A 13291-nucleotide genomic window follows, 5' to 3' on the forward strand; every position below is an offset into this window, starting at 1 on the left:
AAATTTTATAAGCAAATATGAATGGATTGATTATGGCGGGGCAGCTGTTGCTCGGATTGTCTTTATTGGTAATACTACACGAATTAGGGCATTTTCTTGCAGCAAGAGCATTTGGCATTAAAGTAGAAAAGTTTTATTTATTTTTTGATGCATGGGGTTTTAAACTTTTCAGCTTCAAAAAAGGAGATGTTGAATATGGTGTGGGATGGTTGCCGTTAGGTGGCTACGTGAAAATTGCGGGGATGATTGATGAAAGTATGGACACCGAGCAAATGGCTCAGCCTGCTCAACCCTGGGAATTTCGCTCGAAACCAGCATGGCAGCGTTTAATTGTGATGCTTGGCGGTATCATTGTCAATATAGTGGTAGGTGTAATCATTTTCTGGATGCTTACCTTTAAATATGGACAAACCTATACTGTAAATGGAAAGTTAACAGATGGAATCTCTGTTGGTTCGATAGGAAAAGGAATCGGGCTTAAAAACGGAGATAGAATTTTGGCCATTAATGGAAGCAAGCTGATTAAATTTGAAGATGCCATCTCTAGTAAAGTATTATTTGATGGAGCACAGCTGACTATTTTGCGTGGCAATCAAACGCTTTATATTTCTGTTCCAGATACTATTTTAAATAAACTTTCTAAAAATGATAAAGAGAACTTTATTGCCCCACGATACCGAATGGCAAGAGTGGAAACCGTTTTGGAACCAGATGAAAAAGCCGACAAACAATCGTTTTTTGATAAATTATTTAAAAGGCCCTATACAAAACCGGTTTATCCAGCTTATGCTGCCGGAATTAAAAAAGGAGATAGCATTTTAGCTGTTAACGGAAAACCAGTTACCTTCTTTGATCAATTTAAAGATGAGGTTTTTGCAAATAAGGGTAAAAAGATAAGTATCGCTGCGCTTAGAGGCGGAAAGGAAATCAATTTTGATGTGAATGTTGGCAAAGACGGAACAATCGGAATTGGGCCAAGATTTAAAATGCCAGAAACTGCGCATGTAAGTTTTGGCTTTGCCGAATCGCTACCTATTGGTGCAACGATGGCTTACAGTACCTTTTTAGATAATGCGAAAGGGATTGGGAAAATGATCACCGGTAAATTAAGCGCCCGTAACATCAGCAGTCCGATTGGTATTGCTAAAGTTTATGGTTCAACCTTTGATTGGGTAAAATTCTGGACACTTACAGGATTAATTTCAATGGCGTTGGCCTTTATGAATTTGTTGCCTATCCCAGGCTTAGATGGAGGCCACGTAGTGTTTTTACTTATTGAAATGGTACAACGCAAACCAGTAAGCGAAAAGGTTTTAGAGAAGGCTCAAATTGTAGGCTTTGTAATCCTCATTTGCTTGATGGTGTTTGCTTTTGGTAATGATATTTTAAAATCTTTCGGGAAGTAAAATCAAATTAATAATATTGCCGCAGATGAAGTTTGATTTTCGAACTGCATCTGCGGCTTTTTAATGATATCCTATTATGAGTGAGCAAACGCAACAACCTAATTACTTCGATTTCTATGAATTGCCTGTGCAGTTTAATCCCGATCAGCAGCAGGTAAAAGCTAAATTCTATGCTTTGAGCAAGCAATACCATCCAGATTTTTACGCAAATGAAAGCGCTGAAAAACAAGATGAAGTTTTGACTTTATCCACTCTGAACAATAAAGCTTATCAAACTTTGAGCAATGCTAAAAGAAGATTGAAATATGTGCTGGAACTTAAAGGAATTGTAGAAACCGATGAAGGATATCAATTACCGCAAAGTTTTTTGATGGAAATGATGGAGGTGAATGAAGCGCTGATGGATCTGGAATTTGAGCCTGATGCCGACAAATTATCGCAGGTGCGGGGCGAGGTAGATGTTATTGAGCAGCAGCTTGAAAAAGAGCTGGATAAACTGGTTAAACAGTTTGATGAAAGTCCTGCTGATGCGGAAAGCTTACTACCCGCTATTAAAGATATTTTTTATCGTCAAAAATATATTTCCAGAATCAGGGAGCGTTTACCGAAAAATTAATTGCTTGATTTTTAACTCCATTCATGCAAACACTGTTACTATTTAAACAGCTGCGGCACAAAAAGAACGAGGTAATCTCTCCAGTTTGCCCAGGTATGCCCACCTTCACTTTCTACATAAGTGTATTTCATTTGATTACTGTCCAGTTTATTGCGGTAATCGGCAACCGTTTTGTAAAGGAAATCTGTTTTACCAATTCCTATCCAATACAGTTTTAAGCCGTTGCTAAACTGGTTTTTTAAGGTTTGATCTATATTTTCGTATACCGGAGAATTGGTTTTTCCGAAGGGCATTATGGCGGGAGAGAATAGCCCGACATAATTGAAAGTTTTGGGATAAAACCTGGAAATATGTAAGGAATGGAAGCCGCCCATAGAAAGACCAGCAATGGCTCTTTGCGATTTATTAGCATTTACCCGATAACTGCTTTCTATAAATTTAATAATATCGCCAAAGGTTTCTTCCATTTTTCCATCCATCGTATGAGGAAGTTGCATGGTGGGTTTATAAAATCCTTTTACATCTTCACCCGGCGCTGCCTGTTGTGCAACATTGCCATTCGGCATTACCACAATCATTGGTTTAGCAATTCCTTTGGCAATCAGGTTATCCAAAATCTGAGCCGTACGTCCGAGTGCTGCCCAGGCCTCCTCATCGCCACCCATGCCGTGAAGCAAGTACAACACCGGATATTTTTGCTTTCCGCTTTCGTAGCCAGGCGGAGTGTAAACCGTTAATCTTCTGTTCATATTGTTTCTTGGCGAGTTATACCAGCGTTTAGCCAGGGTGCCATGGGGAACATCAGTCACTGCATAATGATCTGCCTTTCCATCGCCCACTAAAAACACATTTACAACCGAAGCTACATCTCTGATCTGGTAAACATTGCTCGGATCTCTTGTTTTTACACCATCTAAAACGAATGAATAGCTATATAATTCCGATTTCAATGGAGCAGTGGTGTAAGTCCAGATGCCGTCGGCTTGTTTTTGCATTTGCGCATTTCCCGTCTGATTGAGCATATCGCCTTGCAACTCTACTTTATTTGCCTGTGGTGCGTACAATCGGAAAGTTACACTTTTATCAGTATGAATTTCTGGTGAGACAAGTTCCTTCTGTTTGCCAAAATTTAGGTTTTCCTGGGCAGATAATCTGAAGGATGCGATAAGTAAAAAGGCGACGAGTAAATTTTTCATTGAAGGATTTATAAAGCTGCGTTAAGGTAATGTTATAAGCTTAAATAAGAAAATATTGCATTGAGAATGTTACCACTTTAGCTATTTAAAGTTTTGGCTATAGCCATAAAAGACTATTTTAGTAATAAAAGCAGAAGCCGAAATTTGAAAGAAAAAATTCCATGAAGCTCGCTTACATTTTCACTGCCCTAATACTTCTAACTTTATTCTCAGCTTGTTCGCAAAGAACATGTCCGGCATTTCAAAGCAAATTTAGTCCAAGGGGCGGCCGGGGAACCGGGTATTAAGCGGAAACTTCAGGCGCCTGATTTTATTTGGTAGCTGTATATCAGTATTCGGATTCGTTATCGGAGTAAACAAAACATTGCCTATTGTTTTTGTGTTGAAATTGAACATTAAAACAATCATGTCATGAATACCAACGAAGAAAAACAAGTTCCTCAGAATGAAAATTCTGCCAATGATCAGCACAATACCTTAACAGGCTCCAATACTGTAAAAAATCCTGATGACTGGACGACAGGTGATGAGCCGATGACGGGTGCACAGCAGTCGTATTTAAAAACCCTTTCTGATGAAGCTGGTGAATCCTTTGATGAAACTTTATCTAAATCAGAAGCATCAAAAAGGATCGATGAACTACAACATAAAACAGGTAGAGGATTGGAATCTAATCAATAAGATCCGATTGTTATCATGATCATGATGCAGTTATGTCCGATTTTCACCTGATTTACTCAAATTATAGTTTAATAAAAATGCCCCATGAAGTATTTACTTCGTGGGGCATTTTTTTTAGGTGTTACTAGGATTATCTGATTACTTGGCTAATGCAAGCGCATTTTGTTCTGCTTCCATCATTGCTTTTGAATGGTAGGTAGCTGATTTTAGAGTAGCAAAATCTTTAGTGCTTATATTTTTCATGTTGCTCGCAATTAAGGTGCTTTCCTCTGCTTTTCCGTTTAGTTTTAATACCGCATCTTCATTAACTACGGTGTACAAGCTGGCTGCGGTTGTTTTAATTTTCGCTGTTGCACTTTGGTGCAAAAATAACTGCAGGTTTTTAACGTCGAAATTGTTGCTAGTTACCACGATAGATTGTCCGTAGGCTTCAATTCTTTCCAAATCCTGCATGCTGATATTGATGGTTACCAGGTTATGCTCCATCGAATTGATGAATAAGGTTTTTCCATCACTATTTACTGAAGTTTTGCTGGCATCGAAATTTTCGGCACCTGAAATGTGCTGAGTTTTTCCTTTTGTTAAAACCAGTTTAACGTTGCCGCTAACCCAAATTCTGTTAAAGCCTAGAGTTACGGCAGCTTTAGTTTCTTTAATTACTGGTTCTGAAGCAGCGCTGCTCATTGCTGAAGAGGTAAATACTACTGCTGTTAATGCTACTGCGAATAATGTTTTTGTTAAATTTTTCATGACTTTATATTTTAAGTTTCTTAATGTTTTCTGATAATAAGACGTGGTCACCCGGGAAACGTTTCAGCTGAAAATTGGCTTTTATACCAGCCGAAGAAAGCATCAGACCAACGCCTGTAATTTGTCGACGAAAAAGTGTTGGTATGGTTCTTTAGTTTTAGAATATGATCGACGTAATGAGGCTTTGTCTTTTTAATAGGTAGAATTGTTTGTTAAAAAGAGATTTTCGAGCGGTTTCTTCTGGCTTATGAGTTTTCAGTTACCAATCTAATATTGTTATCTATGCCTTAAAATGCCTGTATCATGCCTTTATCCTGCCTTCGGGATGCAATAGGGATGCGATGTTTATTGGTAATCTTAGCTGGTAAGGATGCTTGTGAAAAAGCGGCAAGCAGGTAGAAAACGTTTTCAGCGGAACAGATAATCAAGGTTGCCGTTTGGCAGCGATAGATGTTTCAAAAAAGAACCGGAAGGAAGAACCAGATGATTTGTGGGGGCTAGGGTAGAAGAATTAGCTTTTGTTCTGATCAGCATAGTTCATGCCGTACAATTGATTAGGCATTAAATAAATCACATCTTTTTGCAAATCAATATAAGTGTTGAAACGTTTCAAGATATCAGAACCCAGGATATGGATATTTATCCCAGGCATGGGTTTAGCTGATCCTAAAAGTTGCGCAGGTATGTTTTCAAGAACAACTTTTCCAAGTTTAAGCTTCTGAAGTTTCGCCGTAATCACAGGAATTTCATTGTTTTGGGTTCCACGCATGATTACCTTTTTAATTACTTCCATCTTTTCCGTAGGAAATTTATCCGTTTTGAGCAAGTCGTTATCTAACATTGCTGTTCGCTGATAACCCGTATCAAAGAGAAACCAATTTTTATAAGCTTGCTTATCGTGGAAGATGAATCCTTCTATAAAAGGTTTGTTATTGATGTATTTGATCTTAAATCTAGAGGTTTTGGGATTATTGATGATATTATCCGGCATTCTGGAATGAATAGCCATCAGCTTTTTATCATAATTGAGTTCCACTATCATCCCGTCGAAAATGTCCCAGCCCAATAATCCATCAGCCTCATGACCCACCACCTGAATATCATAAACTTTACTTTGATAAGTGCGGTTTCCCAATTTTATGTCCAATAGGCGAGAATATAATTCAGGATTGGATTTTACTTTTTTTGTAAGTGCATCGGTAGTTAATGACATCTCCGTTGCTCCAGTATCGAAATTCATTTGAAGCGAATCCTGGTGGTTGAAGGAAACAGCAATCAGATTGGTATTGTATTGATTAAGGCGGAATGGGATAGAGTCATGCAATTCTGGCTTCAGATTGCTGAAATTTTTGATTTCTGGAGATTTAATCCTTGTCAAGCAAGAGTCTTTACCGTTCAGCAATACGATTAAATCTTTTTGCTCGCCAGGCTTAACCCACAAGGTAATGGAATCTATATCGGTTTTGAAAGTAACTTTCTTTCGTTTAGTTATCTTGTTAGTGGTATAGATATCGGGAGAGGTTTTAGGAACTATTCCCCATGATGAAACTGAATTACCCGCTTCATAAATTTTGGCAGACTTGCTTCCGGCTTTAATTACCGGAATTTTGGTTTGCGCTTGTAAACACAAAGACAAAGCACATAATATGGTAGTGATGAGCGCTTTCATTTAAAATAGTTCAGCCCTAAAGATGAAAATAATTATTGGAATGTTTTTCTTTATGCTGATTGATTTCACCTACAGCCATATTCGTATGCAAGAAGAATGTGATTTTCATCTTATTAGCAGTCCTGAAAAGTTCGTGTTTTATTGCAACATCAAAGTGTAAAATCATTTTTTACTTTTTGTTTGTGCTTTCCTTTGGATTACTTTCGACTCAAAATCAGATTTTATGAGTTCACTATCCATTTTCCGAAAGGTGGCAGTAGCAGAGGGAATTTCCTATTTGCTTTTGCTTTTCGTTGCGATGCCATTAAAGTATTTTGCCGATTTGCCGCTGTATGTTAAATATACAGGCTGGGCTCATGGTTTATTGTTTGTACTATATGCTGCTACACTGGTTCTTGCCTGGCAGGAACAAAAATGGAAATTTGGTAAAGCACTGCTAATTTTTGTGGCTTCATTGTTGCCTTTTGCACCATTTATTGTAGATAGGAAGCTAAAAGATGAAAGACCCAAGGACGCAACTGCCCTATAATAAGTGCATTACAAATTATTTTAAATTATTTTTTGCATTTTAACTTTCGTTTTCTACATTTGCAACCCCGTCCAACACATGCCCAGCTGGCGGAATTGGTAGACGCGCTGGTCTCAAACACCTGTGGGAAACCGTGCCGGTTCGACTCCGGCGCTGGGTACTTTACCGGGCTCAAGCCCAAAACCTTAAAGGGTTGCTCATTAAAAAGCAACCCTTTTAGTTTGACTTTCAGTTTGTTATCATTGAACTTTGGGTCGATGAAAGCGGTTTAAAACATATTGTCATCCCAGAACAGGTTATCTTTGCCCCCCTGCATTAGAGTATGCTTCTGTTTAATATTACCTTTTTGACAAATTTCATAGAGGGTTGTTAGGTTTGGCGGAATTCGGTCAATAGGTTCATCTTTGTTTGGGATTTTATTTATATGTCGTTAATGATCCATGGAATAAAAGTGTAAATAAAAGTTTTTAAAAAGCAATCATATTCATGGAAAAATACACTAGATTTATTTTCAGTAATGAATAAATTTCGCACTCACCGATTGAAATTAAATAATATTCGTTTAGTGATCTGATAATTGAATGAAAATACATGAACAAAGTCTGGGTTATGATGAGGTCGCAAGATTGGCCACGGTAAACCGATATAGAATTGCCTGCAGCCCTTCTGAACATAACCTTGAATATTTTGCAGAACTCGCTTGTGAAACATTTGAAATGCCAGTTTGCGCAATTACTTTGATAGATCATGAAAAGATATATATTAAAGCCACATTCGGTACGGTTTGTAAAAGATTAGTGCCTAGAACCAAGGGTTTGCTTGGCGAACTATTGACGGCGGATGAAGTAACTGTTATTGAGGATGATCAACATACTGCAGCGTTTTCAGCAATCTTTGGGGAAAGCATAGATTACTGTGCTGGTGTAGCCATTGTTACAGAAGATGGCTACAATATCGGCTCCCTGTGGTTGATGAGTAACAAATCATCTGGTTCATATTTGAAACGGGAGTCGCTATTTGTCAAATTTGTAAAAGATTTGACCGATCGCATGAACCTATGGATTGCTGTATCCGAAAATGCACAGACACGTTTGCAAAATGTCCAGCTGATATCAGAAAATGAAAAAGTAATTGAAAAGATGTCTAATCTGATGGATTATCAGGAGGCAGTGACCAATGCAAATAGTGTATTAGAAAATGTCTTGGATAGTTTTGAGATGATCTTTCAGCAGGCACCTGTAGCCATGGGCATCTGTTCAGGGGCAGAAAAAAGGATCTGGCAATCAAACTATAGGATACAGGATTATTTTGGGAAAGTGGAACTATTGGGAAGAGAACTCGATGGAATCATCATGAGCGTAAATAATGAAGATTTCGGGGTTTTGCTAAAAAAAGTTTATTTATCACGCGAATCTTATCACGTCGAGGAAGCAAGTGTGCTGATAAACTTTCAGGATGGGCCAAAGTATATCTATGCAAACCTCTCCCTGCAGCCTGTTGGCAGGATGGGTGATGAGCCTGATAACATTATTTTTCTTCTCGATGATGTCACCAGCCAGATTTTCTCAAAAAAAATAAGCGAACAGGCCAACGAAGTGCTGCTCAATGCTATTGAAGATACAGGCCTGGGATATACAATTGTTGAATTTGCGTCTGGGCAGATGGAGGCCAATGTGCAGATGAAAAAAAACTATGGTTACGGTGAATTTGAGCCGTTCAGCTATAAGGACCTTTTTGAAGCAATATTGCCCGAATTCCGGGAAAAAATAAAGCGTGCTGTTGACGAAGCTGTTTCCATACATGGAATTTATCAGGCCCAATATCAGGTAAGATGGCGGGATGGTTCCATCCATTGGTTAAAGGCATATGGGAAACCGATGTATGATGCAAATGGTCTGGCGTCTCATATCATCGGGTTTAATAAAATAATCGCAGTTGATAAATCAGAACAATAATATAGAAAATGCTTTCATGACCGCAGTTAAGGAAGGTATAACAGTTCATGCCTATGCGCCCTACTATTTCCTATCATTATTTCAGCACCTCAGGATTTGCTGCTATTCTTAAAAATGAAGATCTTACCAGTGCGAGAGGGAATATTGGAACCAACATCAGATTTGGGGTACGGTAATAATGAATAATATTCTTGGCATCATAGGCAAGCAATTAGAATGATTTAACAACTTGCATTATTGATGACTGGCATACCTCGTAGATCCCTTCTCACCAATAAACAATCCTTAAGTTTCAATTCTGTTAAATGACTCCTGTATTGTTTTTTTCGCTTTTTTTATCTTTGCCGGGATCCCTTTTTTAAAATGTCAAGAAACCACACGTCTATAATCCGTACAATACAGGCTCTGCGTTGCAACGTTTTCACGCTGGTGCTGGTACTTTTTGCGCTTTTAAATTCTTCATTTCCGAGTATTGGGCAGGAGGTTGGGTCTCATCTGGAAGATATTGGGGAACAGGTTACGGAATTTGTAGGACTGGATAGCCAGCAGTTAAAACATCATTTTAGCTTTGTAAATCCAAGGCGAGCAAATACCGTAAAAAATATAAACACCTGAATGACTCCGGTCTTAATTTACAAGCTTTCGCAAAAAAGATCACCCGGAATTATACGGTTCCTTATTCAATCATTGGCTATCAGCAGCCACAAATTTCTTTTGCCCAGCATGGGTTTCTTTACCGCTTAACTTATTTCTAAAAAGTATTATCTGTTTTTCGCCTATTCAATAGGTCATAATGCGCTTTAAATAATTTTAACTGAAGCTGCTTTGCTATGCTTCGTTTTTTAGAAATAACAATCAACAATGAAAAGAAGATGGATGGTAATTCCTTTGCTTGCATTGGCTTTCGGAGCATGCAGGAATGGCTATACCGATAATAAACCAAAAGATATAGTAGAAATTCCTGTACTTAAACTCGAAACACAGGACACCTCGTTAACAAACGATTATGTTGCCGATATGCAGGCGGTTAAAAATGTAGAAGTGCGTTAATAGACTTACAGATTAATGAAGCGCTTAAAAAATTTTTTAAGCTGCTGCATAACCATTATTCATTTTCTTCGTTTAGAAAAAAAGAGCACATAAAATGGTGATTTAAATAGGATATGATTCTATTTATCCCGGTTGCTGTTGAGTTTTCCCATTACAGGGGTTGCACTCATGCCATGGAGCACAATAGAAATCAGAATGGTGAAGGCTGCGATTGCCCAGAGCTCTTCCTGCTGATCGAATTTGACTTCACCAAATGCAAACGCCAGATAATATATAGATCCCATTCCGCGGATGCCGAAAAAACTAATGGCGAGCTTTTCTTTTAACGGGGTTGAATTTCCCAACAGGGACAAATAGGTGGTGACAGGGCGTACAAGCACCACAAATGCAAGCGAGACCATCGCCATTTTAAAGGTCAATGGAGCGAGTATACCACCTACCAGTGCCCCTCCAAAAAAAATCAGGAGCACAGCAAGTAACATCCTCTCCATCTGATCGGTAAAAGAATGAAGCTGCCGATGATAATCATGGGTTTTTTCATAATGCCGCAAGGTAAGCCCGGCAATGAAGACCGCAATAAATCCATATGCATGAAGTGATTCAGCTGTTGCATAGGTAACAAGCGTCAGCGAAATGGCCAGAAACCCATCAGAAGGTTTTAATAATCGGTATTTTTCCGATATGGAGAACACCAGATAGCCTACCAGTTTGCCACAAAGCCAGCCAATAATCAGTCCTGCCGCAATCTTGTAAACAACGTAAAACCAAGCCCAGTGCCATATTGAAGACGTGGTAATGCCTTCAGATGCAACAACAATAGCTAGCCAGGTAAATGGGAATGCCAGTCCATCGTTGAGTCCCGCCTCTGAAGTGAGTGCGAACCGGGGTTCGGACTTACCACGCTCGTTTGGCGGCCCAACCTGTACATCAGCGGCTAGAACCGGATCTGTTGGCGCCAATACTGCAGCCAATAGCAATGCAGCAGCAACACTCATACCTAAAACAAAAATGCCAAGCAATGCCGATATCACGATCGATAAGACCATAGCAATTAAGATCAGCCGGAGCGGAGTGGACCATTTCCTGAAAGAAAAACTTCGATCGATCTTAATTCCAGTACCCATCAGCGAAATGATGACAATAAGCTCGGTGAGGTGAACCACCAGCGCATTGTCTTTTTGCGGCAAGGGTGAGGGAAGGATTTTAGGCCATATCAGGTATAACAGTGCTCCTATTGCAACATAAACGATAGAGTAGGACATCCTCACTTTGCGGGCAAGGCTGGGAATAAACGCCATACCGATGCTTGCAAGTCCGGCAATTAGCATCAGTAAAAGATATTGGCTCATTTTCGTTTAATTAACTGATAGATAAAAAATGGCGACTAAAGACACCTGTCGAATCAACATCATGACTTCGATTCATTTCTATGTTTTTCTTGCATCTCGCTTAATGACACACCTCCCTTGATTCCGAAGTCAAGTGTTCGGATAGGGAATGGGATCATAATATTATGTTCGTCATATACCTTTTTTATCCTGAGGATACATTGACTCTGCACTTCAAGAATATTGACATTATCATGCACATTTATCCAAAGCCGGATCACATAGTTAATCGAACTGTCCCCAAAACCGGTATAAAACATTGTCACTTCCTCTTCCTCGACAAGGCCATCTATATCTTTTACTGCCTGGATGGTCAGTGATTTAACGCTTTCCAGGTCTTCACCATAAGAGATTCCAACATTCATATCTAAGCGCCTTTTACCCAATAATGTATAGTTTTCAATAGGGTTTTGAAAAACATCTTTGTTGGGGATGATCACCATTTGCCCCTGATAGGTCTTGATGACGGTATCACGAAGATTAATCTCTTCCACTTTTCCCATGTAATCCTTTATTTTGACAATATCTCCGACATACAAGGGTTTCCTCACCGAAAGAAATATGCCGGAAATAAAGTTGGAGGCAATATCCTGAAAGGCAAATGCCAGTGCCAGACCAATAATTCCTGCTCCGGCAAGAATAGAGGTCACTGCTTTATCTAACTGAAGTACGCTCAAGGCAATAAAGACTACGATGCCTAGCAAAAAGATGTAGATTACAGAACTGAATAAATTGTCAAGTGCCTCATTTAGAATAAATCTTTTCAGTATCCTGCGCAGTAAATTGCGAATGTATTTGGCAAGGTAAAAGCCTAAAACAAGGATAAGCGCTGCCAGGGCAATATTCGGTAGGATCCTGATAAACTCTTTGGCCCAGATGCTGAGTTTATCCAGAATCAACTTGTAAGCATGTTCAATATTCATATCTTTCAATTTACATGATCAGTCTAACTCCACCAAGTTCGGAGACATGGTATGGAAATTTATCTCCCGGCGATCCGATAAACATAAAGTTTTTGGGAATTTCCCACTTTTGAGATAATTGTTCAATCAGTTCGGGACCGAATTCTCCCTCTATTTCCACAAAATCAATATCAATTTCGGGATAGGCCCGATCCAGGACCAGGATGTCCGATTTCAGGTTCTCATTATCGCTATCACTGTTTGCAATATGCACTATCTTTATTTTTTTTGTGGCCTCATTTTCCTCTACGTAAATCATGACCCTGTTCAGCACCGCAACGTTGTCCCCCCTGGTCAGTGCTGCAACGTACAGGCAGAAAGAGCTGATGCCGTTGCCGCATATGGCTGTTGCCTGAAGCTCATTTAGCTTAAATGAGGGTTTGTGTAGTGATTTATCCATTTGTCTCGGTTTCAGGAATTATCAATTAAAATTGCCCTTTCACTTATCAGTCTCAGAATGCACATGATCAATGAATTAATTGAGAGGGTTGGCTGGCATGTGATAGCTGATTGACAATGTTCCAAGACGTTTATTCAGGCCTAAAATCGGCGTGGTAAGAACCAGTGACCTGCCACGCTGTGAATAAATCCTGGTACTGTCACTTCGTAAGAAAGTGCTATCGTAAAAAGTTGAATAAGGTTTGCCTGCTTCCTTTTTATCCGTAGAGAGCAAAATCATATTGCGTTGATCCACAATAGAGATTTCTTCGAAGTTTTTCTCTTTCACCATCTGATTCATATAAACACTAATGTCCTGCCGGTTCCCTGAGATCATTTTATCCCCAATGGCCCAGGCAAGTGGTTTAGCCAACAATATAAGCTGTGCTTTTAAATTCGCATCCACTTGCATGGAAATTTTTCTTCTCAGAAGTCTATTGGCCCTATCATTTTCAGATTGCATACTCCTGTTTTCAACAGCTTTCCAGATCCATAGGCCGGAAATAAGCGCAAGGAAAATCAGGATGGTAATAAGGAAGGTCTTTCGGTAAACCACTGGCTTGCCAGTTTGAGGTGGCTGCTGACTATCTATTGGTCTAATGTTATGCATCGTTTGATGTTTTGTATGTATATAAGGTCAAGACGTTTCCG

13 protein-coding genes and 1 tRNA gene are annotated in these 13291 nt (G+C 39.2%); 7 read left to right on the forward strand and 7 right to left on the reverse strand.

Annotated features, from left to right (window positions below):
- The first annotated feature begins 17 nt into the window (after positions 1 to 17).
- Entirely contained in the window at positions 18 to 1406 is a 1389-nt protein-coding gene (gene rseP, locus ASE92_RS08130; protein ID WP_056849609.1) for an RIP metalloprotease RseP, read from the forward strand.
- Between the two features lie 76 nt (positions 1407 to 1482).
- The gene (hscB, locus tag ASE92_RS08135; protein ID WP_056849610.1) at positions 1483 to 2022 is read left to right on the forward strand and encodes a Fe-S protein assembly co-chaperone HscB; all 540 of its coding nucleotides are present in this window, start codon (positions 1483 to 1485) and stop codon (positions 2020 to 2022) included.
- A gap of 38 nt (positions 2023 to 2060) precedes the next feature.
- Here the strand turns inward: hscB and ASE92_RS08140 are convergent, their stop codons facing one another.
- On the reverse strand, positions 2061 to 3218 hold the full coding sequence (locus ASE92_RS08140; protein WP_056849611.1) for an esterase: 1158 nt from the start codon (positions 3216 to 3218) through the stop codon (positions 2061 to 2063).
- A gap of 411 nt (positions 3219 to 3629) precedes the next feature.
- Between ASE92_RS08140 and ASE92_RS08145 the strand changes: the two genes are divergently transcribed.
- Positions 3630 to 3899 carry a DUF3072 domain-containing protein gene (locus ASE92_RS08145; RefSeq protein WP_056849612.1) on the forward strand — a complete coding sequence of 90 codons (270 nt, stop codon included), beginning with the start codon at positions 3630 to 3632 and terminating at the stop codon, positions 3897 to 3899.
- A 138-nt stretch (positions 3900 to 4037) separates the two neighbouring features.
- Here ASE92_RS08145 and ASE92_RS08150 read toward each other — a convergent pair whose 3' ends face one another.
- Positions 4038 to 4649 (reverse strand): GIN domain-containing protein, encoded by a 612-nt coding sequence (locus tag ASE92_RS08150; protein WP_056849613.1) that lies wholly within the window; start codon positions 4647 to 4649, stop codon positions 4038 to 4040.
- Positions 4650 to 5160: 511 nt separating this feature from the next.
- On the reverse strand, positions 5161 to 6318 hold the full coding sequence (locus ASE92_RS08155) for a hypothetical protein (protein ID WP_056849614.1): 1158 nt from the start codon (positions 6316 to 6318) through the stop codon (positions 5161 to 5163).
- Positions 6319 to 6541: 223 nt separating this feature from the next.
- Here ASE92_RS08155 and ASE92_RS08160 point away from each other — a divergent pair, with 223 nt between their 5' ends.
- From ASE92_RS08160 to ASE92_RS08180, 4 genes are all read left to right on the forward strand, one after another.
- Positions 6542 to 6847, forward strand: a complete 306-nt coding sequence (locus ASE92_RS08160) for a DUF3817 domain-containing protein (protein ID WP_056849615.1) — start codon at positions 6542 to 6544, stop codon at positions 6845 to 6847.
- An 80-nt stretch (positions 6848 to 6927) separates the two neighbouring features.
- A tRNA-Leu gene (locus ASE92_RS08165) sits at positions 6928 to 7007 on the forward strand.
- A 421-nt stretch (positions 7008 to 7428) separates the two neighbouring features.
- On the forward strand, positions 7429 to 8802 hold the full coding sequence (locus ASE92_RS08170; RefSeq protein ID WP_056849616.1) for a PAS domain-containing protein: 1374 nt from the start codon (positions 7429 to 7431) through the stop codon (positions 8800 to 8802).
- Between the two features lie 861 nt (positions 8803 to 9663).
- The gene (locus tag ASE92_RS08180) at positions 9664 to 9852 is read left to right on the forward strand and encodes a hypothetical protein (protein ID WP_056849618.1); all 189 of its coding nucleotides are present in this window, start codon (positions 9664 to 9666) and stop codon (positions 9850 to 9852) included.
- Between the two features lie 119 nt (positions 9853 to 9971).
- On the opposite strand, the gene ASE92_RS08185 is transcribed toward ASE92_RS08180, so the two are convergent.
- From ASE92_RS08185 to ASE92_RS08200, 4 genes are all read right to left on the reverse strand, one after another.
- Positions 9972 to 11201 carry a sodium:proton antiporter gene (locus ASE92_RS08185; RefSeq protein ID WP_082454977.1) on the reverse strand — a complete coding sequence of 410 codons (1230 nt, stop codon included), beginning with the start codon at positions 11199 to 11201 and terminating at the stop codon, positions 9972 to 9974.
- Between the two features lie 59 nt (positions 11202 to 11260).
- Entirely contained in the window at positions 11261 to 12163 is a 903-nt protein-coding gene (locus tag ASE92_RS08190; RefSeq protein WP_056849620.1) for a mechanosensitive ion channel family protein, read from the reverse strand.
- A gap of 10 nt (positions 12164 to 12173) precedes the next feature.
- On the reverse strand, positions 12174 to 12602 hold the full coding sequence (locus ASE92_RS08195; RefSeq protein WP_056849621.1) for a hypothetical protein: 429 nt from the start codon (positions 12600 to 12602) through the stop codon (positions 12174 to 12176).
- Positions 12603 to 12677: 75 nt separating this feature from the next.
- Positions 12678 to 13250 carry a hypothetical protein gene (locus ASE92_RS08200; RefSeq protein ID WP_056849622.1) on the reverse strand — a complete coding sequence of 191 codons (573 nt, stop codon included), beginning with the start codon at positions 13248 to 13250 and terminating at the stop codon, positions 12678 to 12680.
- Between the last annotated feature and the right edge of the window lie 41 nt (positions 13251 to 13291).

The sequence above is a fragment of the Pedobacter sp. Leaf41 genome, assembly GCF_001422545.1.
Taxonomy (GTDB): Bacteria; Bacteroidota; Bacteroidia; order Sphingobacteriales; family Sphingobacteriaceae; genus Pedobacter.